At 70.2% G+C, this 26199-nt stretch carries 26 protein-coding genes and 2 tRNA genes; 11 read left to right on the plus strand and 17 right to left on the minus strand.

Annotation, left to right across the window (positions count from 1 at the left end; all coding sequences use genetic code 11):
* Window positions 1-649 precede the first annotated feature (649 nt).
* The 7 genes from ACX938_RS15625 to ACX938_RS15655 all read right to left on the minus strand — a co-directional run bounded on the left by ACX938_RS15625 (window position 650) and on the right by ACX938_RS15655 (window position 6244).
* Window positions 650-724: transfer RNA gene (locus tag ACX938_RS15625), tRNA-Glu, on the minus strand.
* Between the two features lie 104 nt (window positions 725-828).
* Window positions 829-903: transfer RNA gene (locus ACX938_RS15630), tRNA-Glu, on the minus strand.
* A gap of 56 nt (window positions 904-959) precedes the next feature.
* Entirely contained in the window at window positions 960-2714 is a 1755-nt protein-coding gene (gene recJ / locus ACX938_RS15635; protein WP_459431744.1) for a single-stranded-DNA-specific exonuclease RecJ, read from the minus strand.
* 71 nt (window positions 2715-2785) lie between these two features.
* Window positions 2786-3751 carry a class II fructose-bisphosphatase gene (gene glpX / locus ACX938_RS15640; RefSeq protein ID WP_232755446.1) on the minus strand — a complete coding sequence of 322 codons (966 nt, stop codon included), beginning with the start codon at window positions 3749-3751 and terminating at the stop codon, window positions 2786-2788.
* 83 nt (window positions 3752-3834) lie between these two features.
* On the minus strand, window positions 3835-4236 hold the full coding sequence (locus ACX938_RS15645) for an NUDIX hydrolase (protein ID WP_459431745.1): 402 nt from the start codon (window positions 4234-4236) through the stop codon (window positions 3835-3837).
* A gap of 3 nt (window positions 4237-4239) precedes the next feature.
* Entirely contained in the window at window positions 4240-5526 is a 1287-nt protein-coding gene (locus ACX938_RS15650) for a homoserine dehydrogenase (RefSeq protein ID WP_232755444.1), read from the minus strand.
* Between the two features lie 433 nt (window positions 5527-5959).
* Window positions 5960-6244: a hypothetical protein gene (locus tag ACX938_RS15655; protein WP_459431746.1), complete on the minus strand. Its 285-nt coding sequence runs from the start codon at window positions 6242-6244 to the stop codon at window positions 5960-5962.
* 107 nt (window positions 6245-6351) lie between these two features.
* On the opposite strand from ACX938_RS15655, the gene ACX938_RS15660 reads away from it, so the two are divergent.
* Entirely contained in the window at window positions 6352-6939 is a 588-nt protein-coding gene (locus tag ACX938_RS15660) for a TetR/AcrR family transcriptional regulator (protein ID WP_232755442.1), read from the plus strand.
* Between the two features lie 3 nt (window positions 6940-6942).
* On the opposite strand, the gene ACX938_RS15665 is transcribed toward ACX938_RS15660, so the two are convergent.
* On the minus strand, window positions 6943-7410 hold the full coding sequence (locus tag ACX938_RS15665) for a c-type cytochrome (RefSeq protein WP_459431747.1): 468 nt from the start codon (window positions 7408-7410) through the stop codon (window positions 6943-6945).
* A gap of 924 nt (window positions 7411-8334) precedes the next feature.
* Between ACX938_RS15665 and ACX938_RS15670 the strand changes: the two genes are divergently transcribed.
* The gene (locus tag ACX938_RS15670; protein ID WP_459431748.1) at window positions 8335-8769 is read left to right on the plus strand and encodes a DMT family transporter; all 435 of its coding nucleotides are present in this window, start codon (window positions 8335-8337) and stop codon (window positions 8767-8769) included.
* A 13-nt stretch (window positions 8770-8782) separates the two neighbouring features.
* On the opposite strand, the gene ACX938_RS15675 is transcribed toward ACX938_RS15670, so the two are convergent.
* The 4 genes from ACX938_RS15675 to ACX938_RS15690 form a co-directional block, all read right to left on the minus strand.
* On the minus strand, window positions 8783-9445 hold the full coding sequence (locus tag ACX938_RS15675; protein ID WP_459431749.1) for a DUF3047 domain-containing protein: 663 nt from the start codon (window positions 9443-9445) through the stop codon (window positions 8783-8785).
* 272 nt (window positions 9446-9717) lie between these two features.
* Window positions 9718-10503, minus strand: coding sequence for a calcium-binding protein (locus tag ACX938_RS15680; RefSeq protein WP_459431750.1), 786 nt, complete (start codon window positions 10501-10503; stop codon window positions 9718-9720).
* A 176-nt stretch (window positions 10504-10679) separates the two neighbouring features.
* Window positions 10680-11366, minus strand: a complete 687-nt coding sequence (locus ACX938_RS15685; protein WP_459431751.1) for an ABC transporter ATP-binding protein — start codon at window positions 11364-11366, stop codon at window positions 10680-10682.
* The gene (locus ACX938_RS15690) at window positions 11359-12645 is read right to left on the minus strand and encodes a lipoprotein-releasing ABC transporter permease subunit (protein WP_459431752.1); all 1287 of its coding nucleotides are present in this window, start codon (window positions 12643-12645) and stop codon (window positions 11359-11361) included. Before ACX938_RS15690 ends, ACX938_RS15685 begins: the two co-directional genes overlap by 8 nt.
* A gap of 122 nt (window positions 12646-12767) precedes the next feature.
* Between ACX938_RS15690 and ACX938_RS15695 the strand changes: the two genes are divergently transcribed.
* The 4 genes from ACX938_RS15695 to ACX938_RS15710 all read left to right on the plus strand — a co-directional run bounded on the left by ACX938_RS15695 (window position 12768) and on the right by ACX938_RS15710 (window position 15239).
* Window positions 12768-13409, plus strand: a complete 642-nt coding sequence (locus ACX938_RS15695; protein ID WP_459431753.1) for an NAD(P)-dependent oxidoreductase — start codon at window positions 12768-12770, stop codon at window positions 13407-13409.
* A gap of 71 nt (window positions 13410-13480) precedes the next feature.
* Window positions 13481-13807: a DnaJ family domain-containing protein gene (locus ACX938_RS15700; protein WP_459431754.1), complete on the plus strand. Its 327-nt coding sequence runs from the start codon at window positions 13481-13483 to the stop codon at window positions 13805-13807.
* Window positions 13808-13846: 39 nt separating this feature from the next.
* Window positions 13847-14968 carry a pyridoxal phosphate-dependent aminotransferase gene (locus ACX938_RS15705; RefSeq protein WP_459431755.1) on the plus strand — a complete coding sequence of 374 codons (1122 nt, stop codon included), beginning with the start codon at window positions 13847-13849 and terminating at the stop codon, window positions 14966-14968.
* A 91-nt stretch (window positions 14969-15059) separates the two neighbouring features.
* Window positions 15060-15239, plus strand: a complete 180-nt coding sequence (locus tag ACX938_RS15710) for a hypothetical protein (protein WP_459431756.1) — start codon at window positions 15060-15062, stop codon at window positions 15237-15239.
* Window positions 15240-15244: 5 nt separating this feature from the next.
* On the opposite strand, the gene ACX938_RS15715 is transcribed toward ACX938_RS15710, so the two are convergent.
* Window positions 15245-16441, minus strand: coding sequence for a pyridoxal-phosphate-dependent aminotransferase family protein (locus ACX938_RS15715; protein ID WP_232755431.1), 1197 nt, complete (start codon window positions 16439-16441; stop codon window positions 15245-15247).
* Between the two features lie 176 nt (window positions 16442-16617).
* Between ACX938_RS15715 and ACX938_RS15720 the strand changes: the two genes are divergently transcribed.
* From ACX938_RS15720 to ACX938_RS15735, 4 genes are read left to right on the plus strand one after another with little or no spacing between them, the layout of a single operon-like run.
* Window positions 16618-17328: a phosphatase domain-containing putative toxin gene (locus tag ACX938_RS15720; protein ID WP_459431757.1), complete on the plus strand. Its 711-nt coding sequence runs from the start codon at window positions 16618-16620 to the stop codon at window positions 17326-17328.
* A complete protein-coding gene (locus tag ACX938_RS15725) occupies window positions 17328-19127 on the plus strand; it encodes an ABC transporter ATP-binding protein (RefSeq protein ID WP_459431758.1) in 1800 nt (599 codons plus the stop codon). Before ACX938_RS15720 ends, ACX938_RS15725 begins: the two co-directional genes overlap by 1 nt.
* A 58-nt stretch (window positions 19128-19185) precedes the next feature.
* Window positions 19186-19929, plus strand: a complete 744-nt coding sequence (gene ygfZ, locus ACX938_RS15730; RefSeq protein WP_459431759.1) for a CAF17-like 4Fe-4S cluster assembly/insertion protein YgfZ — start codon at window positions 19186-19188, stop codon at window positions 19927-19929.
* The gene (locus ACX938_RS15735) at window positions 19926-20726 is read left to right on the plus strand and encodes a fructosamine kinase family protein (protein WP_459431760.1); all 801 of its coding nucleotides are present in this window, start codon (window positions 19926-19928) and stop codon (window positions 20724-20726) included. The genes ygfZ and ACX938_RS15735 overlap by 4 nt, the downstream gene beginning before the upstream one ends.
* Before the next feature lie 484 nt (window positions 20727-21210).
* Here ACX938_RS15735 and efp read toward each other — a convergent pair whose 3' ends face one another.
* Window positions 21211-21774: an elongation factor P gene (efp, locus tag ACX938_RS15740; protein ID WP_459431761.1), complete on the minus strand. Its 564-nt coding sequence runs from the start codon at window positions 21772-21774 to the stop codon at window positions 21211-21213.
* A gap of 214 nt (window positions 21775-21988) precedes the next feature.
* Here efp and ACX938_RS15745 point away from each other — a divergent pair, with 214 nt between their 5' ends.
* Window positions 21989-22309: a DUF6280 family protein gene (locus ACX938_RS15745; RefSeq protein WP_232755425.1), complete on the plus strand. Its 321-nt coding sequence runs from the start codon at window positions 21989-21991 to the stop codon at window positions 22307-22309.
* A 250-nt stretch (window positions 22310-22559) separates the two neighbouring features.
* Here ACX938_RS15745 and ACX938_RS15750 read toward each other — a convergent pair whose 3' ends face one another.
* The 3 genes from ACX938_RS15750 to ACX938_RS15760 all read right to left on the minus strand — a co-directional run bounded on the left by ACX938_RS15750 (window position 22560) and on the right by ACX938_RS15760 (window position 26182).
* Window positions 22560-23990 (minus strand): hypothetical protein, encoded by a 1431-nt coding sequence (locus tag ACX938_RS15750; protein ID WP_459431762.1) that lies wholly within the window; start codon window positions 23988-23990, stop codon window positions 22560-22562.
* Window positions 23991-24062: 72 nt separating this feature from the next.
* Window positions 24063-25469, minus strand: a complete 1407-nt coding sequence (locus ACX938_RS15755; protein ID WP_459431763.1) for a TolC family outer membrane protein — start codon at window positions 25467-25469, stop codon at window positions 24063-24065.
* A 59-nt stretch (window positions 25470-25528) separates the two neighbouring features.
* Window positions 25529-26182: a protein-L-isoaspartate O-methyltransferase family protein gene (locus ACX938_RS15760; protein WP_232755422.1), complete on the minus strand. Its 654-nt coding sequence runs from the start codon at window positions 26180-26182 to the stop codon at window positions 25529-25531.
* Between the last annotated feature and the right edge of the window lie 17 nt (window positions 26183-26199).

Consider the following 26199-nt stretch of genomic DNA (forward strand, 5'->3'; position numbering starts at 1 on the left):
ACCAGCAATGTCAAAGAGCCAGAGACAAAAACCAGACCGTTGCGCCCTATCTCTACGGCGCGCCCGCCCGGATCTGCCTCAAATTCTGCCACCTTCCCCAGCAACCCCGGAACCCTCAAGGCCCCGCCGTCGCCGCTTCCGGCGTCCCGTCAGCGCCTCAGCGCCGCCGGTGAGGGGCCTTCTACGGATACCCACCAAAACCCGCAAGGGGAAAATTCAGAAGATGAGGGATTTTTTGTCGGATTTCCGCCAAGGGCCTGCGCATGGGGCATTTTTCGCGGGTGGTAGCTTGGCGGGAGCTGGGTTTGGGGGCTTTGCTGGACTGGGGAGTGCGGTTCCCGGCGGTGGGCGCGGCGAGTCACGGCCTGGGGATCTGCGGGCGCCCTACCCTTCGGGGCGTCTTGGGCCCTGCCCGACCATGCGAAGAGAGGGGTGCACGCCCCTCTTAGCAGAAGAGCACAGGCGACTCGCTGGAGGGGAGACTACTCTAGGAGAGACGGAGCGACCCGAAGGCGCGGCCATTCACTGCAAAGGCCCCTACCCCGCCGGCTCTGCGTCACAGACCACAGCCCGAAGCGCCCACAACGAAAACAGCGCCCAATGCCCACGGGCGCGGCGCGGCACTCATCGCAATGTCACAAGAAGGAAGTGGCAGCCCGTAGGGGAATCGAACCCCTCTTTCCAGGTTGAAAACCTGGCGTCCTAACCGATAGACGAACGGGCCGTCCTGTGCCCGTCACCTAGACCGTCGCGCGGCCCGCGGCAAGCGGGTTTGCCGCCCCTCCCCGATCCGACCAGCCCGAAGGCCCGAGGATCACCGCGGGAAGGTGGCAGCCCGTAGGGGAATCGAACCCCTCTTTCCAGGTTGAAAACCTGGCGTCCTAACCGATAGACGAACGGGCCATGCCGTGGCGTGGGCGGTGTTTAGAAAAAGCGGCGCGCCCCTGCAAGAGGGATTTTCAGGAATTTTTGTCGACCGGCGTCGCGGCATCCTCGAGGCGCAGCTGCACGTTGCGGCGGCCGCGGAACTCGTTGATCTCGAGCCGCCCGGCGAGGTGGAAGCGCTGGCCCCTGTGGTCCTTCAGCGCCTGGCCGAGCGGGCCGTCGAAGGCCCCGAAGGCGATGGCGTCGATGCGCGCGCCGAGCCCGTCTCCGAAGGTCAGCTTGAGGTGGCCGGTGCCGACCTCCTTGGCGAACAGGATCTGCGCGTCGGGAAAGACGTAGCGCGGCGCCGGGGCGCCCGCGCCGAAGGGGCCGGCGCGCTCCACCGCCTCGATCAGCTCGGGGTTGGCCGCGCCGCACATCAGCAGGCCGTCGAGCGCCAGGTCGGCGGCACCGCCCTGCCCCGCGCCCTGCTTGGCCAGAAGCTCCGCGAGCCGCGCCATGGCCGGTTCGAGCTGATCCTTGGCCACGGTCAGCCCCGCGGCCATCTTGTGGCCCCCGCCTTTCACCAGGAGCCCCTCGGAGGCCAGCCGCTGCACCGCCGCGCCGAGATCGACGCCCGCGACCGAGCGGCCGGAGCCCTTGCCCTCCTCGCCGTCGAGGCCGATCACCACGGAGGGGCGGTTGGTCATCTCCTTGAGGCGCGAGGCGACGATGCCGACGACGCCCGGGTGCCAGCCCGCGCCCGCCGCCCAGACGAGCGGCGCGTCGAGGCCCCGGGCCTCGGCCTGGTCGAGTGCCGCGGCGCGGACCTCGCCCTCGATCTCGCGGCGCTCGGTGTTGAGAAGGTCGAGCTTCTCCGCGATCGCCGCGGCCTCGTGCGGATCTTCCGTCGCCAGAAGCCGTGCGCCGAGGTCGGCAGCCCCGATGCGCCCCCCGGCGTTCACCCGCGGGCCCAGCACGAAGCCCAGGTGATGGGCGCTCGGCGCGGTCTCGAGCCGGGAGACATCGGCCAAGGCCACCAGCCCCGGACGCCCACGCCGCGCCATGACGGCCAGCCCCTGGCGCACCAGCGCCCGGTTCACCCCGCGCAGGGGCGCCACATCGGCCACGGTCGCCAGCGCCACGAGGTCGAGCATCTGCATGAGGTCCGGCCCGCCCGCGCCGGCCTCGCGCAACTGACGCCCGCATTCGACCAGCATCAGGAAGACCACGGCGGCGGCGCAGAGATGGGCCAGCGCACCGTCCTCGTCCTGGCGGTTGGGGTTCACCAGCGCATGGGCCTCGGGCAGGGTCTCGCCGGCCAGGTGGTGGTCGAGCACCACCACATCCGCCCCGCGCGCCGCCGCGATCGGCCCGTGGCTGAGGGTGCCGCAATCGACGCAGACGATCAGGTCATGCGCCGCGGCCAGCTCGGCCATGGCGGCATCATTGGGGCCGTAGCCCTCGTCGATGCGGTCAGGGATATAGAGCGTCGCCTGCCGCCCCATCTGGCGCAGCCAGTCGATCAGCAGCGCCGCCGATGCGCCGCCGTCCACGTCGTAATCGGCGAAGATGGCGATCCGCTCGCGCCGGGAGACGGCGGCGAGCAGCCGGGCGGCGGCGCGCTCCATGTCGCGCAGGCTGCGGGGATCGGGCAGCAGGTCGCGCAGCCGGGGCTCGAGGAAGGCTTCCGCCGCGCCCGGGGTCACGCCGAGCCGGGCCAGGGTGCCGCAGAGCGCGGGCGCCAGCCCGGTGTCCTGGGCCAGGGCCTCGGCCTGGCGCTGCACCTCGGGCGCGGGTCCGACCCAGCGCCGGCCCGTCAGCGACTGCTCGATGCCGAGGAAACTCAACCGCCCTGCCCTTCTACTTCACGTGCGTCTTGGGACAGGCAGCGGAGACCGGGCCCCGCCGCCCGAGAGGCTCACCGCGTCGGGTTGCGGTAGACCATGCGCCGGACCGAGCCGGTCTTGGAACGCATCAGGATGGTCTCGGTGGTCAGATAGCCGACCTCGCGCTTGATCCCCGGCAGGAGCGAGCCCGAGGTCACCCCGGTCGCCGCGAAGATCACGTTGTCGGTCACCATGTCGTCGCGGGTATAGACCCGGTCGAGGTCGGTGATGCCGGCCTTCTCGGCGCGCTTGCGCTCGTCGTCGTTGCGGAAGAGCAGCCGGCCGTAGATCTGGCCGCCCATGCATTTCAGCGCCGAGGCCGCCAGCACGCCCTCGGGCGCGCCGCCCGAGCCCATGTACATGTCGATGCCGGTGGTCACCGGGTCGGCGGTATGCATGACGCCCGCGACGTCGCCGTCGGTGATCAGCCGGATCGCGGCGCCGGTGGCGCGGACCTCGGCGATCATCTCCTCGTGGCGCGGACGCTCGAGGATGCAGACCGTCACCTCGTCCTCGCGGCAGCCCTTGGCCTTGGCCAGCGCCGCCACCCGCTCCTTGGGCGACATCTCCAGGGTGACCACGCCCTCGGGGTAGCCCGGGCCGATGGCAAGCTTGTCCATGTAGACGTCGGGGGCGTGCAGCATGGTGCCGCGCGGGCCCATGGCGATCACGGTCAGGGCGTTCGGCATGTCCTTGGCGGTGAGCGTCGTGCCCTCGAGCGGGTCCAGCGCGATGTCCACCTCGGGGCCGTGGCCGGCGCCGACCTCCTCGCCGATATAGAGCATCGGCGCCTCGTCGCGCTCGCCCTCGCCGATCACCACGGTGCCGCGGATGTCGAGCTTGTTGAGCTGCTCGCGCATGGCGTTGACCGCGGCCTGGTCGGCGGCCTTCTCGTCCCCCCGGCCGATATAGTCGGCCGAGGCGATGGCAGCCTGTTCGGCGACCCGGGCCAGGCCCAGGGACAGCATACGGTCATTGAAATCCTTGGGCGCGCTCATGCGGAAAGCTCCAATCCTCGGGCAATATGTTGTGCCCTCTCCTAGCAAGGGGCCGCGGCTCACCGCAAGCGCGTCTGGGCCCCCTAGAGCGCGACAAGGCCGAGATGTGCCGCCCGGAGGGTCAGACGGTCGACATCGGCGCTCATCATTAGGGCCCCGGCGATGACCCGGGCGATGGGAAACCAGGCGGCCTCTTCGGCGTCATCGGCGGGGCTGGCGCGGCCCGCGGCCTTAGGGCAGGCCCAGGCGTCGAGACGGTAGTCGCGCCCGGCGCGGGAAATCTCCAGCGCGCCGAGGCGATGACCCTCGGTCGCCGTCAGACCCGTTTCCTCGTGAAGTTCGCGCAGCGCGCAATCGAGGGCCGTTTCACCCGGCTCACGCTTGCCGCCGGGAAAGCCCCAAAGCCCGGCGTCGGGCCGATGCCCGCGGCGGACCAGGAGGACGCGCCCATCGCGGATCACCACCGCGAGGGACGCCTCGATCATTCCTCAGACCTGCTCGATGCGCAGGGCGACCGGGTCGCTCGACAGGACGCCGGTGGTGCTCATGGCGCCGATCGCGCGGTCGAGCGCGTCGCGGGTGGTCTTGTGGGTGACGATCAGCACCGGCGCGGTGTCCGAGGAATGGTCGTACTGGCGCATCCGGTTGATCGAGATGCCCGCCTCGCCCAGGGCCGTGGCGATCTTCGCCAGCGCGCCGGGTTTGTCGAGAAGCCGCATGCGCAGGTAATAAGGCGCGGGCGTCACCATCTTGGCGGGCTGCGCCTCGATCAGCGCGCTCGCGGGCTTGCCGAAGGTCGGGATGCGCAACCCGCGCGCGATGTCCATGACGTCGCCCATGACCGCAGAAGCCGTCGGCCCTTCGCCGGCGCCGGGGCCGCGCAGGGTGATCTGGCCGACCATGTCGCCTTCGATCACCACCATGTTGGTGCCGCCCTCGAGCTGGCCCAGCGGCGAGGTCTGCGGCACCAGGCAGGGCGTCATGCGCTGCTCGAGCCCGCGGCCGGTCATCCGCGCCACGCCCAGGAGCTTGATCTTGTAGCCCATGTCGGCGGCCTGGCGGATATCGTCGATCGAGACCTTGCCGATGCCCTCCATGGTGACGCCGGAGAAGGCGACCTGGGTGCCATAGGCGATGGAGGCCAGGAGCGCGAGCTTGTGGCCCGCGTCGATGCCGCCTACGTCGAGCTCGGGATCGGCCTCGAGGTAGCCCAGGTCATGGGCCTCGTCGAAGGCCTCGCGGTAACTCAGCCCCGCCGATTCCATCCGCGTCAGGATGTAGTTGCAGGTGCCGTTCATCACGCCCATGACGCGGGTGATCTCGTTGCCCGACAGCCCCTCGGTCAGCGCCTTGATGACCGGGATGCCGCCCGCGACCGCCGCTTCGAAGCGCAGCACGGCGTCGTTTTCCTCGGCCAGACTCGCGAGCCGCTGGCCGTGATGGGCGAGCATGGCCTTGTTGGCGGTGACCACGTCCTTGCCGGCGGCCAGCGCCGCCTCCGTCGCGGCCTTGGCGGGGCCGTCCGAGCCGCCCATGAGCTCGACCAGCACGTCGACGTCGTCGCGCTTGGCCAGGGCCACCGGGTCGTCGACCCAGTCGTAATCGGAAAGCCGGACGCCGCGGTCCTTGTCGCGGTTGCGCGCCGAGACGGCGACGATCTCGATGGGGCGGCCGGTGCGGGTGGCCAGGAGGTTGGCCTTCTGCCGCACGATCTTCACCACACCCGCCCCGACGGTGCCGAGACCTGCAATACCGAGGCGCAGGGGATCAGACATGAGAGGGCGCTCCTTCCGGCGGTGATCTGTCGAGAGCCCCTCTAGCCCGTCCGGCGCCGGGCTGCAACGCGGGCACGCGCCCTGTGGAGGTACGGGCGGGCGCGGCGTGGTTTATGTGCCGGGATGTTGGGCGCGGGGGACGGTGGGGCGGCGGCGCTGCGAGTCACGCAGCAGGCCCCTGCCCTCGGCGCTTTCCATGGCGGCACCTGCTCGCATGGCTTTCAGCCGCGTTTGTCGTGGTGCCGCGTTTGCCGTGGTGCCGTGGTGCCGTGGAGCCGTGGAGCCGTGGAGCCGTGGAGCCGTGGAGCCGTGGAGCCGTGGAGCCGTGGAGCCGTGGAGCCGTGGAGCCGTGGAGCCGTGGAAATCTCGCCGCCAGGCTTGCGCAGGTCCATGCTTCGACCACTTGCGTCCGGCAAAGCCGCCCGCGCCCGCCCTACGGCTGCGCGACCCCGCGCGCCATGCGTGCCCGGGTCTCGGCGTCGATCACCGGCCCCTGCAGCACCGCCGCCCGGGCCCGGAGGCCGGCCGCCCGCGACACAAGGCTTGCGCGCATGTCCGGCGTGGCGCGCGGCGGCGCACCCCTCAGGATCTCCTCGAGCGGCAGAAGACGCGGGTAGTCGGCCTCGGCCACCCCCGGCGTCGCCGTGGCGTCGAGCTCGGGAAACTCGGTGCAGGCCAGCAGCGCCGTGCAGGCCAGAAGGGCAAGCGCGCGGGTCATCCGCTCTCCTTGCGGTGCGAAGCTCCCTTTGTCTTGCCCGACCCCCTGCCCCTTGGCAAGGACGAAGCCGCTTGATCTGAACATCCGTTCATATCACTCTGCCGCCCATGGCCCGCACCCGAGGATCGCATTCCGACATCACCGGCCCGCGCGTGGAACGCGCGGCGCTGGATCTCTTCGCCAAGGAGGGATTCGCCGCCGTCTCCATGCGCCGCATCGCCTCGCGGGTCGGCGTGCAAGCCGGCGCGCTCTACAACTACACGCCGGACAAGCAGACGCTGCTCTATTCGCTTCTGAAGACGCATATGGAGGACTTGCTGGCGGCCTATCACGACTGGCCGAAACCCGCCGATCCGCTGGGGCGGCTCGAGGCCTTCACCCGCTTCCACATCCGCTACAACTCCGAGCGGCCGCAGGCGGTCTTCATCTCCTACATGGAGCTGCGCAACCTCACGCCCGCGCATTTCGCCGAGATCGAGGAGCTGCGCCGCAGCTACGAGGGCGCGCTGGTCGAGATCCTGCGCGAGGGCCGCGAGGCCGGGGTCTTCGGCATCGAGGACGCCCGCATCGCCGCCTTCGCGGTGATCGGCATGCTGACCCAGGTGAACACCTGGTATCGCGACGGCGGGCGGCTGAGCCTGGCCGAGGTCGAGGAGCTCTACTGGGCCATGGTCCGCCGGCTCGCCGCCGCCTGAGCCCTAGCGCGTGGCCTGGATCGAGCGCAGGTATTCCACCAGCGCGACCAGCTTGCGCGGGGTCGGCGTCGCCACCCCGTCGCCGCTGTCATAGGGCACGAGGTCACCCGCGAGCAGCTCACCGAACTCCGGCATCCCCGGCCCGTCGAGATCGGAGCGCGCATAGCCGTCCACGGTCGAGAGCACCCGCGCGGCGGGGAAGCTGTCGCCCGAGCGCACGGAGAGCAGCGTGAGGTTCTTCGGCGGCACCCGCATGGCCCGCGCCATGGGCCCGTCGCCCTTGCCGTCCGTGCCGTGGCAGGTGGCGCAATACTGGGTGTAGAGGCGCGCGCCCTCGGCGGGCCCGGGCATGGCGGCGTTTGTGGTGGCGGAGGTCCCCGCGGCAGGGGACATGGTGCTGCCGGGATCGCAGGCGGCCAGCGCCACGAGGCTCAGACCCAGACCGAAAGTGGCGATGATAGTGCGGCGCATGGGTCCCTCCTGTGCTGTTCCGGTTCAATTCTCTGGCGCGGCGAGCTGGGCGGCGCAAGCCTCGATCGGGCCCGGCGGTGCGGAGGCCGGGTGGCGTGGCCTGAGTGGGACGGTTGGCGGGGGGTGGTGTGAGTGGGGAGGTTGGCGGAGGGACGCAGTCCGAATGGGCGGTTGAGGCGGCGAACCTGCGATAAGTGGCACGGCTGGGAGCAATCCTATGCCAGAGCCTTGCAGACAAGCGCACCCGGAGCCGACCCCATCACCCAGACCAGCCACTTCCAATCATCCCCGCTTCCCGCACCACCCCTCCCAAAGGTCGGCGCGCGCTGCTGAGGATCGGGATCTCAGACGTCAGGCGGATGGCGCGGGGGGTCTTACAGTCCGACCTGCCACTGGGTTCGACCACCCCGAGGCACCGCTTCCATCCATCCCCATCTCCCTCTCCACCCCGCCCAACAGAGGGCGCGCGCCGGACCGGGGGCCGGCGCTGCCGACCTCTGAGCGAGGCACTTTATCCAGGCAAGGTCAGGACTAGAGGCACACTAAGCACGCCAACCAAAGGAGCGCCGGCCCAAGGGGCCGGTCCGGCGCGCGCCCGGCACCTTCGGTGCTATTCGGGCGCAAGGGGGTGCGCGGGGTGGAGAGAGGCGTTTGTTGCCCGAACGGCGCCCGGCATCATTGGTGCTGGGAGGGCGTAAGGGGGGAGCGGGCAGGATGAGGCGCGGCGTTCGTCGTCTGGGCCGTACCCGGCCCGTCGGGGATGTTTGGTTGCACGGTCGGAGCGCGGTCCGAGGTGCATCATGGCTCGCCGGCGCACCCCCGCGGCCCATTGCCTCCGCTCAACCGCCCAGATCCACGCAGCCACAATCCCCCCGTGACAACCGGCCCCCCACGCGGCAGGGTCGCGCGCAAAAGGAGACCGCCATGGCCCATCACGCCGCCATCATGCTGCTCGCCGGAATCGGCATCCCGCTCCTCGCCGCGCTCAATGCCGCGCTGGGGGTGCGGATCGGCTCGCCCGCGGCGGCCGCGGCGGTGCTCTTCGTGGTGGCCTTCGGAGCGGCGGCCCTGGTGACCCTGATCACCGGCCCGACCGCGCTGCAGAAGCTGCCGGGCACGCCAAGGCACCTCTTCCTCGCCGGGCTCCTCGTGGCCTTCTACGTGCTCTCGATCACCTATATCGCGCCGCAGTTCGGGGTCGGCAACGCGGTCTTCTTCGTGCTGATCGGCCAGCTCATCTCGGCGGCGCTGATCGACCAGTTCGGGCTTTTCGGCGCGCGGCCCTCGCCGCTCACGCTGACGCGGGCGACGGGGATCGCGGTCATGGCGCTCGGCGTCTGGATCACCCAGCGCGCCTGAGCGCCCTCTCCTCTCAGTTCACCGTCAGACCGCTGACATCGGCGCGGATCATGCTGTCGGTGTCGTCGCTGTCGCCCGAGACCGCGATGCCCACCAGCGCCTCGGGGCTGCCGCCGAAGGCGCGGGCGTAATCCGCCGCGAGGTCGACGTTTTCGCGATGCGAGCCGGTGCCCGCCGGGCGCAGCACCACGGTCTTGCCGCGCGCGCCGAGGTAGGGGCTCGGCAGAACCGCGCCGCGGGCGTGATCCCCGCCCCAGACGTAGACCAGCGCGCGGATGTCGTCCTCGTTCAGAAGCCGGGTGATCGAGGCGCCCTTCAGCTCCTCGGCGCGGGCCTCGGGCAGGAAGACAAAGTAGAGCGCCAGGTTGCGGTCGTCGCCGCCCTTCTGCGTCAGATCCGTCGCCGGCACGCCCTGCGAGACCGACCAGGACCAGCCGGCGCTCTCAGCGCCCCAGGCGCCTTCGGAGAGCGGGCGGTAGGCGATCGAGACGGTGCCGTCCGAGGCCACCGACAGGCTGTCGCCGCCGAAGCCGTAGTCGTTGCCCGAGAAGAGCGAGAAGCGCTGCACCTTCCAGCTGTCGTTGAAAGGCACCTGCGCGGCCTGAAGCGGCGCGGCAAGGCCCAGGACGGCCAGAAGGCCCGCGAGGGCCGGGATGCGGGAAATAGGGGTCGGCATGATGCTCCTCCGGTTCGGTGACGCGCAGGAGCCTAGGGCCACAAGCTGTTTCAGCGAGGAACGATTGAGTGAGAAGCGGTGGCTTGGGCGGAGAGGCGCTCGGGACGAGCCGCGCGGCGGGCCGGTGCGGACCCGCCCCTCGGCGGGCGGCGCGGGCAAAGGCCCGTGCCTGCGGGCAAAGCGTAAGACAGCCCACCTTCGGCGGCCCGAGACACAGAAAAGCCCGCCATAGGCGGGCCGATGGGTAAGCAAGTTCGCCTCCGGGCCGGCGCTCAGAGCGCCTCGGCGCCCTCGGGCCCCATGAAGGCGATCCGGTCGAGCGGCACCTCTTCGGTCAGACCGTCGAGGGTGATCGTCGTGCCGTCCGAGAGGTTCAGCACCACGCCCTGCGAGGTCACCTGCTGGCTCTCGACCTCGGGCGCGGGCTCCATGTCGTAGCGGATGACCAGCTGGTCCTCCTCGGCGTCGAAATCGGTGATCGCGGCGGAGCCGTCGACCGCGAAGGTGTCGACCCCGTCTCCGCCGGTGCCGCTGTCGCCGTCGCCCATGTAGAGAAGGTCATCGCCCTCGCCGCCCTCGAGCGTGTCGGCCTCCTCGTCGCTGTCGCGGCCCGCGCCGTCGCCCAGCACGTCGTTGCCCGCGCCGCCCGAGAGGAGGTCCGCGCCGCTGCCGCCGGCGATCGTGTCGTCGCCGAGCGCGCCGAAGATCTCGTCGTCGCCCTCTTCGCCGTAAAGCAGATCGTCGCCTGCGCCGCCCTCGATGGTGTCGTCGCCGAGGCCGCCCAGGATCGAGTCGTCACCCCCCAGCGCGTCGATGAAATCGTCGTCGGCCAGCAGGTTCGCGATCTCCTGGTCGTCGGTGCCTTCAAGGGAATCCGCCTCGTCGGTGCCCTCGAGGTTGATGTCGAGCATGCCCACGTCCTGGAAGGTGTCGCTCTCGGGCTCCATGTCGCCCGAGAAGTCCTCTTCCTCCTCGCCGCCGTCGCCAATGCCCAAGAGCCCCGTTCCCAGGGCCAGGGGCGTGAGAGCCACCAGTGCAAAGATCAGTTCAAGCGACATATCTCGCCCTCGCAGGTGTCGTGCCCCCTGTTTATCCGGTTTGAATATGGCCGAACTTTGCCCAGTTCGGGCCGATGCGAAGGAATGTTTCGGGTTTACAGCAATTTGCGCGGGCCAATGAAAGAACCCCGCGCAAGTGGCGCGGGGTCCTCGATAATTCGCCGCGACGGGCCGGTTCAGGCGAAGGCGCCGAGCCGCCCCTGGTCGAGCCGGACCTGCCGGTCCATGCGCCGCGCCAGCGTGTGGTTGTGGGTGGCGATCAGCGCCGAGAGGCCGGTCTCGCGCACCAGATGCATGAGCGCGTCGAAGACCTTGTCCGAGGTCTCGGGGTCGAGGTTGCCGGTCGGCTCGTCCGCCAGAAGCAGGCGCGGGCCGTTGGCCATGGCGCGGCAGAAGGCGACGCGCTGCTGTTCGCCGCCCGACAGCGCCGCCGGGCGGTGATCGGCCCGCGCGCCGATGCCGACGCTGTCGAGAAGGCTGCGCGCGCGGTCCTGCGCCGCGCTGCGTCCGGTGCCATTGGCGAGCTGCGGCAGGATCACGTTCTCGGCGGCGGTGAACTCGGGCAAGAGGTGGTGGAACTGGTAGACGAAGCCCACCGCCTCGCGGCGCATCCGGGTGCGCGCGCGGTCGCTGGCGCCGGTCATATCCGCCCCGCCGATGGCGACCCGGCCTGCGTCGGGCGTGTCGAGAAGGCCCGCCATATGCAGAAGCGTGGACTTGCCCGCCCCGGAGGGCGCGACCAGCGCCACGACCTCGCCGGGGGCGACGGTCAGGTCGACCTCGCGCAGGACCTGCACCTCGCCGGGCAGGCCCTTGTTGTAGGTCTTGACGATGCCCTCGAGGCTCAGCGTCGGCTCACTCATAGCGCAGGGCCTCCACCGGGTTCATGCGCGCCGCCCGGCGCGCTGGGAAGATCGTGACCACGAAGGACAGCCCCAGCGACAGCGCCACGGCGGAAAGCACGTCGCCCGCCTCGAGCTTGGCGGGCAGCTGGTAGAGCCCACGCACCGAGGGGTCCCAGACCCCGCCGCCGGCCACGTAGTTCACCGCCGAGAAGATCGGGTCGATGTAGACCGCGAAAAGACAGCCCAGGATCACCCCGGCCACCGTGCCGATGATCCCGGTGAAGGCGCCGCAGATGAAGAAGACCCGCAGCACCGCGCCCTCGGTCAGGCCCATGGTGCGCAGGATGCCGATGTCGCGGCCCTTGTTCTTGACCAGCATGATCAGCCCCGAGGTGATGTTCATCGCCGCGATCAGCACCAGAATCGAGAGGATCACGAACATCACGTTGTCCTCGACCTCGAGCGCCGAGAGGAAGCCGCCCGAGGCGTCCTCCCAGGTCCAGAGATAGGTGCCCGCGCCCGCGGCGGCCTGGATCGCCGGGCGAAAGGAGGCGGCCTCCTCGGGGTCGGCGAGCATGACCTCGATCTCGTCGGCCTGCCCCTCGCGGTTGAAGTAAAGCTGCGCCTCCGAGAAGGGCATGTAGACCCGCGTGCGGTCGATGTCGTAGCGCCCCGCCGAGAAGATGTAGACCACGTCGTAGGACTTCACCCGCGGGCTCTGGCCGAAGGCGGTCTTCACCCCGTCGGGCGAGATCAGCTTGACCTGGTCGCCCAGGTCCACGCCCAGCTCGCGGGCCACGCCCGAGCCGATGGCGATGCCGCTTTCATAGTCGGAGATGTCGCCGCGCCCGGTCTCGGGATCGACGATCCGGGGCAGCGATTGCAGGTCCTCGGCGCGCATCCCGAAGACCTCGACACCGGAGTTGCGCCCGCCGGCATTGGCCATGACCTGGCCGCGCACGATCGGGGCGGCATGGATGACGCCCTCGACCTCGGCCACCCGGGCGGCGCGGTCGTCGAACTCGGCGAAGGTGCGGCTGGCGTTGCCGGCCTCGTCGATCTCGCCCTGGGTGTAGACCGTGACATGGGCATTGGCGCCCAGGATCGTGTCGACGAATTCGGCCCGGAAGCCCGAGCGCACCGCCAGCGTGGCGATCAGCGCGAAGACCGCGAGCGTGATGCCGACAAGGCTGATCCAGGTCATCACGCTGACCCCGCCCTCGGCGCGTTTGGCGCGCAGATAGCGCCAGGCGATCATCCATTCGAAGCCCGCGAAGGGCGCGGTGCGTCGGGCCATGGCACTCCACTCCTGCCGTTCGGGCCTAGGTGATCGCTAAACCCACGAGGGTCAAGCGCGCCCCCGCCTTTTCTTCGGCGCCCGCGCGCTTAGCTTTGGAGCAAGCGAGGAAGAGGCAGGACATGACGCGGATTCTGGTGATCGGCGCCACCAAGGGCATCGGCTTCGAGGTGGTGAAATACGCCCTGGAGCGGGGCCACGAGGTGCGCGCCTTCGCGCGCGGCGCGGGCGAGATGACCTATGAACACGAGCGGCTCCTGCCCTGGGCGGGGGACGCCACCTCGACGGAGGACCTGGCGCCCGCGCTCGACGGCGTCGACGCCGTGGTCAGCGCGCTCGGCATCGAAGAGAGCCTCTCGATGCTCTGGAAGCCGGTCAGCCTGTTCTCGCGCGCGACCGAGGCGCTTTTGCCGCTGATGCGCGAGGCCGGGCCGAAACGGCTCCTGATCGTGACCGGCATCGGCGCGGGCCGCTCGATCTCGGCGCTCTCATCGCTGGAGCGGCTGGGCCATTCCTTCCTGCTGGGCGAGCCCTACAAGGACAAGACCCGCCAGGAAGAGATGGTCACTGCCACGGATCTCGACTGGACCATCGCCCGCCCGGTGATCCTGACCAAGCGCCCGATGACCGGGCGCTACAAGGTGCTCTCGCGCCCCGAGGACTGGCGCATGGGGCTGATCTCGCGCGCCGATGTGGCGCATTTCCTGGTGCATGCCATCGAGGACGGCAGCCACATCCGCGAAGACCCGGTTCTGGCCCGTTGAGCGGGCGGTGCGGATCGCGCTAGGCTGAGGCGCGGCCCGACGGACCGCCCCCCGAGACAAGGAAACCCCGCATGTCGCTTTTCCCGCGCATCGCCGAACAGAAGATGCTCGACGCGCTCGAGGACGGGGCCTTCGACAACCTGCCCGGCGCGGGCCGGCCGATCGCGGATCTCAACACCTCGGACGGGCTCGATCCGGTGACCCGCGCGGGCTACCGCATCATGTCCGAGGCCGGCGCCCTGCCCGAGGAGCTGCAGCTGCGCAATCTGTTGCGCGACGCGCGGGCGGAACTGGCGCGCGCCACCGACCCCGAGGAACGCGCCCGGCTGGGCGCCCGGGTCGCCGACCTGGGCCTGCGCCACGCCATGGCGCAGGAGGCGCGGCTGCGCGGGCGCTGACCCCTTGCCGCCCCGGCGCGGGACTGCATACTCGCGCGCATGACCGGACCCAGATTCACCCGCCTCGCCGAGACCCTGCCCACCGATGTGCCCTTCGTGGGCCCCGAGGCGCAGGAGCGAAAGATGGGCCAGCCCTTCCGCGCCCGCATCGGCGCCAACGAGTCGGTCTTCGGCCCTTCGCCCCGCGCGGTCGAGGCGCTGAAGGCCGAGGCCGCGGAGGTCTGGAAATACGCCGATTCGGCCAATCACGACCTGATCCGCGCCTTGGCCCAGGACATGGGCGCCCGGCCCGAGAACATCGTGGTCGGCCCCGGCATCGACGGGCTGCTGGGCGTGCTGGTGCGGCTCCTGATCGAGCCGGGCGACCCGGTGGTCACCACGCTCGGCGCCTATCCGACTTTCAACTACCATGTGAACGGCTTCGGCGGGACGCTGCACAAGGTGCCCTTCGCCGCCGACGAGCGCGAGGATCTGCCCGCGCTTCTCGACCGGGCGCGGGAGACCGGCGCGAAGCTGGTCTATTTCGCCAATCCCGACAATCCGATGGGCAGCTGGTGGTCCGGCGAAGAGGTGGCCGCCCAGCTCGACCGCATCCCCGAGGGCACGCTGCTGCTCCTTGACGAGGCCTACGTGGAGTTCGGCCCCGCGGGCACCGCGCCCGCCATCGACCCCGACGATCCGCGGGTGATCCGCATGCGGACCTTCTCCAAGGCGCATGGGCTGGCGGGGCTCAGGGTCGGCTATGCCTGCGGCGCGCCGGGGCTGATCCGGGCCTTCGACAAGGTGCGCGACCACTTCGGCATGAACCGCCCGGCGCAGGTGGCCGCGCTCGCCTCGCTCAACGACCGGGTCTGGCTCGAGGAGGTGCGCGCCGGGGTCGCCAAGGCCAAGGAGCGGATCGCCAAGATCGCGGCGGCCAACGGGCTGACCGCTCTGCCCTCGGCGACCAATTTCGTCACCATCGACTGCGGCGGCGACGGCGCCTTCGCAAAGGCGGTGCTGGATGCGCTGGTGGCGCGCGGGGTCTTCGTGCGGATGCCCTTCGACGCGCCGCAGAACCGCTGCATCCGGGTGAGCTGCGGCACGCCCGAGGATCTCGACGTGCTGGCCGAGATGCTGCCCTTGGCGATGGCCGACGTGCGGGAGACGGCGGCGGGCTGAGGCGCCCTTAGCGCGGTCCGGGGGCAGAGCGCCCCCTTCCCAAATTTCGCCGTGACGTTATCGTTTCCCCGTCGAGACGCGGGAGAGAGCGATGCGCGACAGGCCGCCCGGCCGGGCACCGGATTACACCACCGCGGCGCTCATCATGGGCGGGATCAACCTGTTCTGGATCTTCGCCGTGGTGCAGGTCATCTTCGGCCTGCCGGTGGTCCTGCTGCTGGGCTGGCTTCTGAACCTCGGGATCTCGCGGCTGGCCGCCCGGCGCGCCTGAGCGCCTCAGCCTCCCGCGATCACCCGCGCCGCCGCCGAGACGCCGCCCGGCCCATGCGGCACGCCAAGCGCCGAAAGCCCGGCCTCGACCGTGCCCAGGAGCCCCAGGATCATATGGGCGTTCACATGGCCCATGTGCCCGAAGCGGAAGAAGCCCTCGCCCTTGGGGTCGCCCTCCTCGGACATGCCGAGCCCGATGCCCAGCGTCACGCCCGCCTGTTCCGCCGTCCAGGCCCGGAGCCGCGCGCCATGCGGCGCCCCGAGCCGCAGCGCGGTGACCGCGTGGCTGCGATGCGCGGGATCGGGAATGTTGAGCCGCAGGGGCCCCTCCTCGCCCCAGACCTCGGCCGCGGCCCAGATCGCCCGGGCCAGGACCGCGTGGCGCGCCCAGACCGCCTCGAGCCCCTCGTCGTGGATCAGGTCCAGCGCGGCGCGCAGCCCGTAGAGGTGATGCGTCGGCGCGGTGCCGCCGAAATACTGGTAGAACATCTCGGGCGCGGCGCGCTCGCTCCAGTCCCAGTAGCGCGAGACCCGCGGCATGGCGCGACGCACCTCGGCGGCGCGGTCGTTGAAGAAGACAAAGCCCAGGCCCGGCGGCACCATGAGCCCCTTCTGCGAGGCGGTGATGGTCACATCCGCGCCCCAGAGGTCCATCTCGTAGCGGTCGCAGCCCAGCGAGGCGATGCAATCCACCATGAGAAGCGCCGGATGGCCGACCTCCTCGAGCACCCGCCGGCATTCGGCGATGTCCGAGCGCGCCGAGCTGGATGTATCGGTATGCACCGTCAGGACCGCCTTGATCTCCTGGCCCGCGTCCTTGGCCAGCCGCGCCTTCAGCGCCTCGGGGTCGATCGGGGCCTGGCGGCCGAACTCGAGGATCTCGGCCTCGATGCCCATGCGCTCGGCCATCTCGGCCCAGCCGTGACCGAAGCGGCCGGTGGCGCAGACCAGCACCCGCTCGCCGGGCATGGCGACATTGGCCAGCGCCGCCTCCCAGGTGCCGTGACCATTGGCGATATAGATCGCCACATGGCCCTCGGTGCAGGCCACGCGCTTGAGGTCCGGCGCGATGCCCGCGACCATCTCGACCAGCTCGCCCTCGTAGATATTGGGCGAGGCGCGGTGCATGGCCTGCAGGACAGCATCGGGCATAACCGAGGGGCCGGGGATGGCAAGATAGGGGCGGCCATGGGCAAGCGACATCCGGGGGGGTTCCTTTCCTCTCCCGCCTGCCACTTGCAGAGGGGTCGGGCGGAGCCTAGCTACCGGGTCTGCCGCGTCAACGCCCGAGCGGGGCAAATCGCCCAAGGCCCGGGGAAAGGCTTTCCCCCCGGGGCGTAAGCCGGTAGACCCCCGCACGCAGGATGAAGTCGGACGTCATGATCAAGACCCTCTGGACCCGGATCGGCGAGGCAGAACGCCGCCTCATGCGCTCCTTCGGGCGGGATATCTCGACCCCGATGCAGCGCGCGCTGGCGCATGTGCATTTCTCGCTCTTCGATCACGCGATCCTGCGCGGCTTCTGGACCAATTTCTACGAAATCGCTCCGGGGGTTTTCCGCTCGAACCACCCCACCCACCGGCGTTTCCGCCGCTTCCGGCAACGCGGGATCAAGACGGTGGTGAACCTGCGCGGCCCGGACAAATATTCCTTCTACCTCTTCGAGAAGGAAATCTGCGACGAGCTCGGCCTGAAGCTGATCGACGCCAAGCTCTGGGCCCGCCAGGCCTCGAGCCGCGAACGCTTCCTGACCGCCATCGCCGCGCTGCGCGAGGCCGAGAAGCCGGTGGTCTTCCACTGCAAGTCCGGCGCCGACCGCACCGGGATCATGAGCGCGGTCTACCTCCTGGTCTTCGAGGGCGCCTCGATCGCCGAGGCCCGCAAGCAGCTGGGTCTGCGCTACGTGCACCTGAAGTCCACAAAGACCGGCATCCAGGACTACATCCTCGACGTCTTCGAGGCGCGCCAGGCCAAGGGCGAGATCGGCTTCGAGGACTGGATCGCCACGGAATACCACGCGAAAACCATGCAGGCCGAGTTCGACGCGGGCCGCCCGCCCGCGGAGGCCACGGCGGCGAAGGGAAGTTGATGCAGACCAAGGGCCCGCTCCGCTCGACCGAGGACGACATCACCCCGGAGGACAACACCTTCGGCGAACGCCTGGCACTGGTGCGCTGGATCGGCCGCGACTACCTGGCCAAGCACTGGGCCTGGTTCATCGCGGCCTTCTTCTTCATGTCGATCGAGGGCGCCATGTTCGGCGCGCTCTCCTACATGATGAAGCCGATGTTCGACCGGGTCTTCGTCGGCGGCGAGGCCAATATGATCGGCCTCGTGGGGCTGATCTTCTTCGGCATCTTCACCATCCGCGCCATCGCCGGCATCGCCCAGAAGACGATCCTCGGCCGGGTCTCGCAGATCAGCGTGAACGAGCTGCGCGAGGACCTTCTGCGCCACGTCATGCGGCTCGACGGCAGCTTCCACCAGACCTACGGGCCGGGCTACCTGATGCAGCGGCTGAGCGGCGACGTGAACACGATCAACTCGGTCTGGAAGGCGGTGCTGACCGGCGCGGGCCGCGACGCGGTGGCGCTGATCTCGCTTTTCGGCGTGGCCTTCGCGATCGACTGGCAGTGGACGCTGGTGGCGCTCGTCGGCGCGCCGGTGCTGATCCTGCCCGCCTTCGCGATCCAGCGCTTCCTGCGCGGCACCTCGCGGCGGGCGCGCGACATGCAGGCGGGTCTTTCGACCCGTCTGAACGAGATCTTCACCGGCATCGTGCCGATCAAGCTCAACACGCTGGAAGACTACCAGGCGGGCCGCTTCCGGGCGCTGGCCGACCGGCTGCTCTGGGTGAAGATCCGCAGCTCCGCGGCCTCGGCGGCGGTGCCCGGCCTCATCGACATCATGTCCGGCATGGGCTTCGCCGCGGTCCTCTATTTCGGCGGCTCCGAGATCATGTCGGGCGACAAGACCGTCGGCGATTTCGTCGCCTTCTTCACCGCCATCGGCCTGGCCTTCGAGCCGCTGCGCCGGCTCGGCGCGCTTTCGGGCACGCTGCAGCCCGCGCTGGCGGGGCTCGAACGCCTGCGCGAGCTCTTCGACCTCGAACCCGAGGTGCGCGACCCCGCCCGGCCGAAGCCCGCGCCGGCCTCCATGCCCGAGGTCCGGCTCGAGGGGGTCACCGCGGGCTATGGCGACACCGCCGTCCTGCGCGGCGCCAGTTTCACCGCCGAGGCCGGCAAGGTCACCGCGCTGGTCGGCCCGTCCGGGGCGGGCAAATCGACGGTCTTCAACCTTCTGACCCGGCTCATCGACCCCAAAAGCGGCGCGGTCACGCTCGACGGCGTGCCGACCCACGAGATGAAGCTCGGCGATCTGCGCGCGCTCTACTCGGTGGTCTCGCAGGATGCGCTGCTCTTCGACGAATCGCTGCGCGACAATATCCTGCTCGGCCGCGACGACATTCCCGAGGCGCGCCTGCAGGCCGCGCTCGACGCCGCCCATGTGACGAGCTTCCTGCCCGACATCGAGGGCGGGCTCGACGCGCCGGTCGGCCCGCGCGGCTCCAAGCTCTCGGGCGGGCAGCGCCAGCGCGTGGCCATCGCCCGCGCGATCCTGCGCGACACGCCCGTGCTGCTGCTCGACGAGGCGACCTCCGCGCTCGACGCCCGCGTCGAGGCCGAGGTGCAGGAGGCGCTCGACCGGCTCGCCCGCGGCCGCACCAGCCTGGTCATCGCGCATCGGCTCTCGACCATCCGCGACGCCGACCGCATCGTGGTCCTGCAGGAGGGCCAGGTCGCGCAGGAGGGCACCCATCAGAGCCTGCTCGCCGAGGGCGGGCTTTACGCCGACCTGCACCGCCTGCAGGTCGACAGCTCCCGCTAGCCCGGTTGCGAGCCCGCCGCCACAAAGGCTACAGTCCCCCCGACAACACGAGGCAGACATGAGCGAGACGGACCGCAGGGTCTTCCGCATCTCCGGCGCGGAGGCCCATCACTTCCTTCAGAACCTGGTGACCAACGACCTCGACCGCTTGCACGAAGGGCCGGTCTATGCGGCGCTTCTGACGCCGCAGGGAAAGTATCGCGCCGATTTCATGCTGGTCTCCGACGGCGAGGCGGGCATCCTGCTCGACGTGGCCGCGCCCCTGGCCGACGACCTCGAAAAGGCGCTGGCGCTCTACAAGCTGCGCGCCAAGGTCACCATCGAGCGCACCGAGATCACGGTCGCCCGCGGCACCGGCCCCGCATCCGAGGGCGCCTTCGCCGACCCGCGCGACCCGCGCATGGGCTGGCGCGCCTACGACGGCCGCCCCTCCGAAGAGGGCGTCGACTGGGACGCCCTGCGGGTCCAGGCGCGTGTGCCCGCCTCGGGCGTGGAACTGACGCCCGACAGCTACATCCTCGAGATGGGCTTCGAGCGGCTGAACGGCGTCGACTTCCGCAAGGGCTGTTTCGTCGGCCAGGAGGTCACCGCCCGGATGAAGCACAAGACCGAGCTGAAGAAGGGCCTCGCGCTTGTCGAGGTCGCGGGCAGCGCCGAGCCGGGCACCGAGATCACCCGCGACGGCAAGCCCGCGGGCACGCTTTTCACCCAGGCCGGCGGCGCCGGGCTGGCCTTCCTGCGCTTTGCCCGCGCGGGCGGCGAGATGGAGGCCGGCGCGGCCCGGGTCAAGGTGCAGGCATGAGCCTTCCCCAGGCGCTCCTCGACACCTACGGCAGCCATGTGGTGCGCCACGAGCCGCTGCATGGCGGCGATCTCTCCGAGGTGGCGCTGGTCACCCTCGACGACGGCCAGCGGCTGGTCGCCAAGCGCGGCCCGCTGGTCGATGCCGAGGCGCGGATGCTCTCGACCATGGCGATGCTCTACGCGCCGGTGCCCGAGGTGCTGCACGCCGAACACGGGCTGATCTGCCTGGAATACCTCGAGGAGGCCGCCCCGGGCCCGCGCCGCTGGTCGGACTTCGGCCAGGCGCTGGCGCGGATGCACTCCTGGGACGGCCAGGGCTACGGCTGGGGCGAGGACTACGCCTTCGGCAGCCTGCGCATCCCCAACGAGACCCTGCCGACCTGGCCCGAGTTCTGGGCCGAGCGCCGGCTCCTGCCGTTCCTGTCCTATCTGCCCGCCGGGCTCGGCAGCCGGATCGAGGCACTCTGCGCGGGCCTGGGCGAACAGCTGCCGCGCGCGCCGAAGCCCGCGCTGCTGCATGGCGATCTCTGGACCGGGAACCTGCTGTTCACCGCCGAGCGCGCGGTGATGATCGACCCCGCCGCCTATTACGGCCATTCCGAGGTCGACCTGGCGATGCTCTCGCTCTTCGGCGAGCCCGACCCCGCCTTCTGGCGCGGCTACGGCAAGCTCGAGCCCGGCTATTCCGAGCGCGACCCGATCTACAAGCTCTGGCCCGCGCTGGTGCACCTGCGCCTCTTCGGCGAGAGCTACGCGCCTTTGGTCGACCGCCTGCTCACCGAAGCCAGCGCCTGAGCGCCACGGAGGGCGGCGTGGGCCGCTCTCCCCGCGCAGTGGGCCCTCGGGGGCGGCCCCGCCGCCGATCACGGCACCGCCGCCCGGCGAGCTCCCCGCACAGCGCGCGCTTACAATGAGCACACCGGCCGACACCACCCCGGCCCCGCTCCCCCGCGCGCCCAGCAAACCCTAAAAAACCGCGCCCCCAGCCCACACGGCGCACAGCCCCCACCACAGGCGCCCCACATAGAAACCCCAACCCCACGCCAGCCCCGGCGCGCAACACCACCACCAAACACCACCCCCACAGGCTTCAGCTTGGCAAAAATACCTCGGGGGTGATTGCGGGCCGACAAGGCCCGCAGAGGGGGCAGCGCCCCCTGACACGCAAAACCCCCGCCCGATCGGGCGGGGGTTTTGCCAGGGATGCCCGTGCGGGGTCCTACCCCGCGCGGTCCATCGGATCAGGCGCCCCGGGTCCCCCCCGACACGCCCGGATACATCACGCCCGCTCGGCGTATTCCATCGTCTCGGTGTTCACCACGATGGCCTCGTCCTGCCCAACGAAGGGCGGCACCTGCACCTTCACGCCGTTGTCGAGCACGGCGGGCTTGAAGGAGTTCGCCGCGGTCTGGCCCTTCACCACCGGCTCGGTCTCGACGACCGTGCAGGTGACCTTCTGGGGCAGCGTCGCGTTCAGCGCCTCGCTTTCGTAGAACTCCACCACGATGGTCATGCCGTCCTGCAGGAAGGGCCGGCGCTCGCCGAGGATCTCGGCGTCCAGCGTCACCTGGTCGAAGGTCTCGGCGTCCATGAAGGTCAACTGGCCGTCGGCCTCGAAGAGGAACTGCATGTCGCGCTGTTCGAGCCGCACGCGTTCGACCTTGTCGGCCGAGCGGAAGCGTTCGTTCAGCTTCGAACCGTTGCGCAGGTTGCGCATCTCGACCTGGGCGAAGGCCCCGCCCTTGCCGGGCTTCACGTGGTCGACCTTGACCGCGGCCCAGAGGCCGCCGGCGTGCTCCAGGACGTTCCCGGGGCGGATTTCGTTTCCGTTGATCTTGGGCATGGCAAAACCGTGGCAAAAGGTTGATCGGTGCTTGGCCGACCCTATATCTGGCCATCAGCACGCCTGCAACCTCACCAGATCCTGTGACGGGCGCGCCAAAGATATGCACCGGATGCAAGCGAGCTATGCGTTTATGCTGTATCCGAATCGAACCAAATACGCCATAAGGCCCCCTACGCCCGAAACACAAGAGCAATAATTTAAAGGACGACCCATGCGAGATTTCGTTGACGCAACGGCCTTCAATTCCGAGCAGGGCAACCGTGCCCGCAAGCTCTTCGCTGCCGTTGTGCTTGCTGCGCTCGACGATGCCATCGCCGATGACAAGAAATACGGCAACGGTCCCGAGCAGATCGCCCGCTGGGCGCGCTCGCGGGATGGTCGTGAGGTGCTGAGCTGCGCCGGGATCGACCCCAACGAGCGTGTTGTCGAAGGTCTGATGGAATTCGTCGGCAAAGGCGTGCGCACCTCGGTGGCGCTGTCGCGCGAGGAAAGCGAACGGCGCAACGCCGCGCTTCAGGCGGAAGCCGCCTGAGCGCATCCAGTCAAGAGTTCAGATTTGGCGCGTCCTGCGGGGCGCGCCTTTTTTGTTGGCGGGTGGCGCGGGGTGGCGTGTTGAGGCGCGTCGGATCTCGGAGAAGAGCGCCCCTCTCCTAAAGGGCCGGTCACAGGCTCTCAGAGGCGCGGAGAGGCGCTGCATGGCTGTCACTAGCCACAAGGGCCAGCACACGCCCCCAAGGACGCCCCTGCCCCGTCTCCGGCCCGCCTGAGCGGCCCTCAAAGCCTTACTCGAAGTCCTGGCTCGCCAGCGTGCGCTGGATCTCGCGGCGCACGAGCTTGCGGACGTTGCGGGTGATGCGCTCGCCGAGGACACCCTGCAGCTCCTTGCGGATCACCTCGGCCACCAGCTCGCGCAGCGCCGCCTCGTCCATGGCGGGCAGCGCCTGGGGCGCGGGCTCCTCGGGCAGATCGCTGCCCAGGTCCTCGGCCATGCGCGCGAGCTTGCCGGCTCGGCGCGACTGGAAGAGCGCGCTGCCGTAGGGCGAATCCTCCCATTCGAGCGGTTCGGCGGGCCCGCCTTGTGCGGCGGCCTCCGGGCTTGCGCCTGCGGCGGGCGCGGCCTCCTCGGGCGCGGTCTCGGATGCGGTCTCGGAGGATGCACTCTCCCCCCAGCCCTGGGCCTTGCCGCCGATCATGGTCTCGAGCTCGGCGATCTTCTCTTCGAGGCTGAGACCGGTCGGGCGGGGGCGGTCGAAGCGCGCCATCTCCTCGGCCTCGGCGGCACTGGGTGCCTCGGTCGGGCGGCCCGCTGCGGGGGTCTCGGAGACCTCGGGCGCCACGCGGCGCTGGCCGGGCATGGTCGAGGGGCTCGGGTCGGCCTCGGATTCGGTCGCCGGATCCTCGGCGGGCGAAAGCGCGCGCAGCATCTCCGCCGCGCTGCGCGCCGCGGCGCCGGAGCGGGCGGCCCCCAGCGCAGGATCGGGGCGGAAGGTGGCGGCGGGTTCGGCGGCCTCGGTGTCCGCCTCGCGTGCCTCCTGCGGCTCGGCTGTGGCGGAGGAATGGGCCGCCAGAAGTGCTGCCAGCTCGTCCTGCACCACGCGGGTCAGCGCGTCGGCGTCGAGATCGGCGGGGGTTTCCTCGCGAGGCGCGGTGGCATCCTCGGCGGTCTCGCGGGCCTGCGGTGCCTCGGGCTCCGCATGGGCCCTGCCCGTCTCGGCCGCCAGGGCCTCTTCGGCCTCGGGCGCAAGGCTCTCGGTCGGAGGCTCCACGGGCGCGACCTCGGAACGCTCCTCGGCGTCGGCCTCGGGCGTCTCCTCGGCCTCAAGCGCCTCCCCCTCTTCCGCCGGATCCTCCAGATCCGCGGAGAGGTCCACCTCGGGCGCCTCGGCCAGCTCCGGTGCGGGATCGGTGAGCAGGATCGGCCCGGCCTCTTCCGCCGCCTCGGGCGAGGCGGCGCTTTCGGCGGCTTCGGGCACGCGCTGTGCGGGGGTCAGGATCAGCCGGTCGGGCCGTGCGGGAGCCTCGCCCCCGGCGGGCACGGTCGCGCGCTCGGGCGCGGCTTCCAGCGCCGGCTCCTGCACCGCATTCACCGCCCCGGAAGACGCCGCAGTAGACGCCCCAGCCGGCGCGCCGGGCCGGCGTCCGTCATCGGCCACCAGCCGCCGAATCGACGCCAGCACATCCTCGATTTCCACGTTCGAGACTGGTTTTGACATGTTCTTCACCGCTCTGCCTCAGGCGGGAAGTGTAGCCGCGCGCCGGGGTCCGCACAACAGACCGGAACAACCTTAGTCTTTTCCGATCGCACGCAGGACACGGTCGAGCTGTTCGCCCTGCGAGGACAGCGCCGGGGCGTCCTTGACCAGGTTGTAATAGGCGGAAGGGTCGTATTGCTGGACCGGCAGTCCCAGCTCGCCCACGGTCAGCCGCCCCATGGCCGAGATCACGTTGTAGGCGGCGACATATTCGTCGACCCGGGCCGAGATCAGCAGCGTCCGCGCGTCCAGAAGATCCTGCTCGGCGTTCAGCACGTCGAGCGTGGTGCGCGCGCCCAGCTGGGCCTCCTCGCGGACGCCGTTGAAGGCGACCTGGGCGGCCTCGACCTGGCGCTGGCTCGATTCGATGGCCGAGCGGGCGACCTGCAGGTTCACATAGGCATTGGCGACGTTCTGACGGACCTGTTCGGAGGCCACATGCAGGTTGGCGCGGTTCTGGTCGCGGTTGGCGACCGACTGGCGCAGCGCCGAGGTCAGCGCGCCGCCGCGGTAGATCGGCCCGGAGGCGCCGAGCGAGATCGAGCCGCCCTGCTGGTAGTTGTCGTGATCCTCGAGGTCCTGGGTCACGCCGTAGTTGCCCGACAGCTCGACCCGGGGCTTCAGCGTGGCGCGCGCGATGGCGATGTTCAGCTCGGCCAGCGCCACCTGGTGCTGGGCCGCGGCGAGGTCGGGATGGGTGCGCAGCGCGATGCCCGTCGCGGTCTCGAGCGAAGAGGGGATCGCGGGCACCCGGGCGGGCATGTTCACCCCGCCCGGCTGGCGCCCGGTGGCGCGCAGGTATTCCTGCTTGGCGGTGGCGACATCGCCTTCGGCCACGGCGAGCTGGCTGCGGGCCTCGGCCAGGCGCGCCTCGGCCAGGGCCACGTCGGTGCGGGTGACCTCGCCGACCTCGAAACGGTCGCGGGCGGCGCGCAGTTCGCGGCTGATGACGTTGAGGTTGCTCTGGCGCAGGCGCAGGGTCTGCTGGGCGCGCTCGAGGCTGAAGAAGGCCTGGGCGGCGCGCAGGAGCACCTGCTGCTCGATCGAGACCAGCTGCGAGCGGGTCGCCAGCACCGCCTCCTTGGCGGCGTCGACGCCCAGCCGGGTGCGGCCGAAGTCATAGACCAGGAGCGAGGCGGTGAGCCCGATCGAGGCTTCCTCGGTCACGCGGTTGATGATCAGACCGCCAGTGTTGGCAGACCGGCTCTCGCTGAAGCTGCGGGTCACATCGGCGGACCAGTTCAGCACCGGGCGCAGCGCCGAGACCGCCTGGGCGACATCCTCGTCGGCGGCGCGCAGCACCGCGCGGTTCTGCTCGAGCAGGCCGCTGGTGTTATAGGCGCCGACCATCGCGTCGGCGAGCGTGTCGGCCTGGGCGACGGCGCCCGAAACCAGCGTCGCGGCCAGAGCCGCGGCCTTGAAGATGACACCTGTGCGCATGGCGGTCCCTGCCCTGTCCCTGTTGTCTCGCGGGCCGCCCCGGGCCCTGCCTCGCGCGCTTACAGCGCGAAGGCCCGTTCGGTCGCGAAGCCCGGCAGAACCGGCGCGCTGGCGTTGAAGGAGTAGCGCCAGTTCAGATGGCCGTCGATCTTGTGACCGACGCGCACCGTGCCGAGCCGTCCCTCGACGAAGAGGCAGACGATGCGCCCGCCCTCCTTGAGCTGCGCCTCGAGCCCCTCGGGCAGCTCCTCGATGCCACCCTCGACCATGATCGCGTCATAGGGGCCGTGTTCGGCGGCGCCCTCGGTCAGCGGGCCCTGGTGCAGGACGACGTTGTCGGCGTGATGATCGGAGAGCAGCTGCGCGATCTCGGGGGTGACCTCCTCGAGGTCCTCCACCGCGACGACCGCCTCGGCGATATGCGCCAGCACCGCCGCCGAATAGCCGTAGCCGCAGCCGATATCGAGCACCAGCATGTCCGAGGTCACGTTCAGCGCCTCGAGCATCTTGGCGAAGGTGCGCGGCGCCAGCACCGTGCGGTCGGGCGTCAGCGCGACATGTTCGGAGGCATAGGCGACCTCGGCCTTGTCGTTGGGCAGGAAGGCTTCGCGCGGGACGGTGAGCATGGCCTGGATGATCGGAAACTTGGTGACATCCGAGGGGCGGACCTGAGTGTCCACCATCACCCGGCGGAGGGTCGCGTAGTCTTGCATCCGCTAAACTCTTTCGT

This window comes from Roseivivax sp., from assembly GCF_054552075.1.

Bases quoted from the DNA above. Each gene is read 5' to 3' on its own strand.
- glpX (WP_232755446.1), bottom strand. From the start codon at position 3,751: ATGAGCGCGCCCAAGGATTTCAATGACCGTATGCTGTCCCTGGGCCTG.
- ACX938_RS15645 (WP_459431745.1), bottom strand. From the start codon at position 4,236: ATGATCGAGGCGTCCCTCGCGGTGGTGATCCGCGATGGGCGCGTCCTC.
- ACX938_RS15650 (WP_232755444.1), bottom strand. From the start codon at position 5,526: ATGTCTGATCCCCTGCGCCTCGGTATTGCAGGTCTCGGCACCGTCGGG.
- ACX938_RS15655 (WP_459431746.1), bottom strand. From the start codon at position 6,244: ATGACCCGCGCGCTTGCCCTTCTGGCCTGCACGGCGCTGCTGGCCTGC.
- ACX938_RS15660 (WP_232755442.1), top strand. From the start codon at position 6,352: ATGGCCCGCACCCGAGGATCGCATTCCGACATCACCGGCCCGCGCGTG.
- ACX938_RS15665 (WP_459431747.1), bottom strand. From the start codon at position 7,410: ATGCGCCGCACTATCATCGCCACTTTCGGTCTGGGTCTGAGCCTCGTG.
- ACX938_RS15670 (WP_459431748.1), top strand. From the start codon at position 8,335: ATGGCCCATCACGCCGCCATCATGCTGCTCGCCGGAATCGGCATCCCG.
- ACX938_RS15675 (WP_459431749.1), bottom strand. From the start codon at position 9,445: ATGCCGACCCCTATTTCCCGCATCCCGGCCCTCGCGGGCCTTCTGGCC.
- ACX938_RS15680 (WP_459431750.1), bottom strand. From the start codon at position 10,503: ATGTCGCTTGAACTGATCTTTGCACTGGTGGCTCTCACGCCCCTGGCC.
- ACX938_RS15685 (WP_459431751.1), bottom strand. From the start codon at position 11,366: ATGAGTGAGCCGACGCTGAGCCTCGAGGGCATCGTCAAGACCTACAAC.
- ACX938_RS15690 (WP_459431752.1), bottom strand. From the start codon at position 12,645: ATGGCCCGACGCACCGCGCCCTTCGCGGGCTTCGAATGGATGATCGCC.
- ACX938_RS15695 (WP_459431753.1), top strand. From the start codon at position 12,768: ATGACGCGGATTCTGGTGATCGGCGCCACCAAGGGCATCGGCTTCGAG.
- ACX938_RS15700 (WP_459431754.1), top strand. From the start codon at position 13,481: ATGTCGCTTTTCCCGCGCATCGCCGAACAGAAGATGCTCGACGCGCTC.
- ACX938_RS15705 (WP_459431755.1), top strand. From the start codon at position 13,847: ATGACCGGACCCAGATTCACCCGCCTCGCCGAGACCCTGCCCACCGAT.
- ACX938_RS15710 (WP_459431756.1), top strand. From the start codon at position 15,060: ATGCGCGACAGGCCGCCCGGCCGGGCACCGGATTACACCACCGCGGCG.
- ACX938_RS15715 (WP_232755431.1), bottom strand. From the start codon at position 16,441: ATGTCGCTTGCCCATGGCCGCCCCTATCTTGCCATCCCCGGCCCCTCG.
- ACX938_RS15720 (WP_459431757.1), top strand. From the start codon at position 16,618: ATGATCAAGACCCTCTGGACCCGGATCGGCGAGGCAGAACGCCGCCTC.
- ACX938_RS15725 (WP_459431758.1), top strand. From the start codon at position 17,328: ATGCAGACCAAGGGCCCGCTCCGCTCGACCGAGGACGACATCACCCCG.
- ygfZ (WP_459431759.1), top strand. From the start codon at position 19,186: ATGAGCGAGACGGACCGCAGGGTCTTCCGCATCTCCGGCGCGGAGGCC.
- ACX938_RS15735 (WP_459431760.1), top strand. From the start codon at position 19,926: ATGAGCCTTCCCCAGGCGCTCCTCGACACCTACGGCAGCCATGTGGTG.
- efp (WP_459431761.1), bottom strand. From the start codon at position 21,774: ATGCCCAAGATCAACGGAAACGAAATCCGCCCCGGGAACGTCCTGGAG.
- ACX938_RS15745 (WP_232755425.1), top strand. From the start codon at position 21,989: ATGCGAGATTTCGTTGACGCAACGGCCTTCAATTCCGAGCAGGGCAAC.
- ACX938_RS15750 (WP_459431762.1), bottom strand. From the start codon at position 23,990: ATGTCAAAACCAGTCTCGAACGTGGAAATCGAGGATGTGCTGGCGTCG.
- ACX938_RS15755 (WP_459431763.1), bottom strand. From the start codon at position 25,469: ATGCGCACAGGTGTCATCTTCAAGGCCGCGGCTCTGGCCGCGACGCTG.
- ACX938_RS15760 (WP_232755422.1), bottom strand. From the start codon at position 26,182: ATGCAAGACTACGCGACCCTCCGCCGGGTGATGGTGGACACTCAGGTC.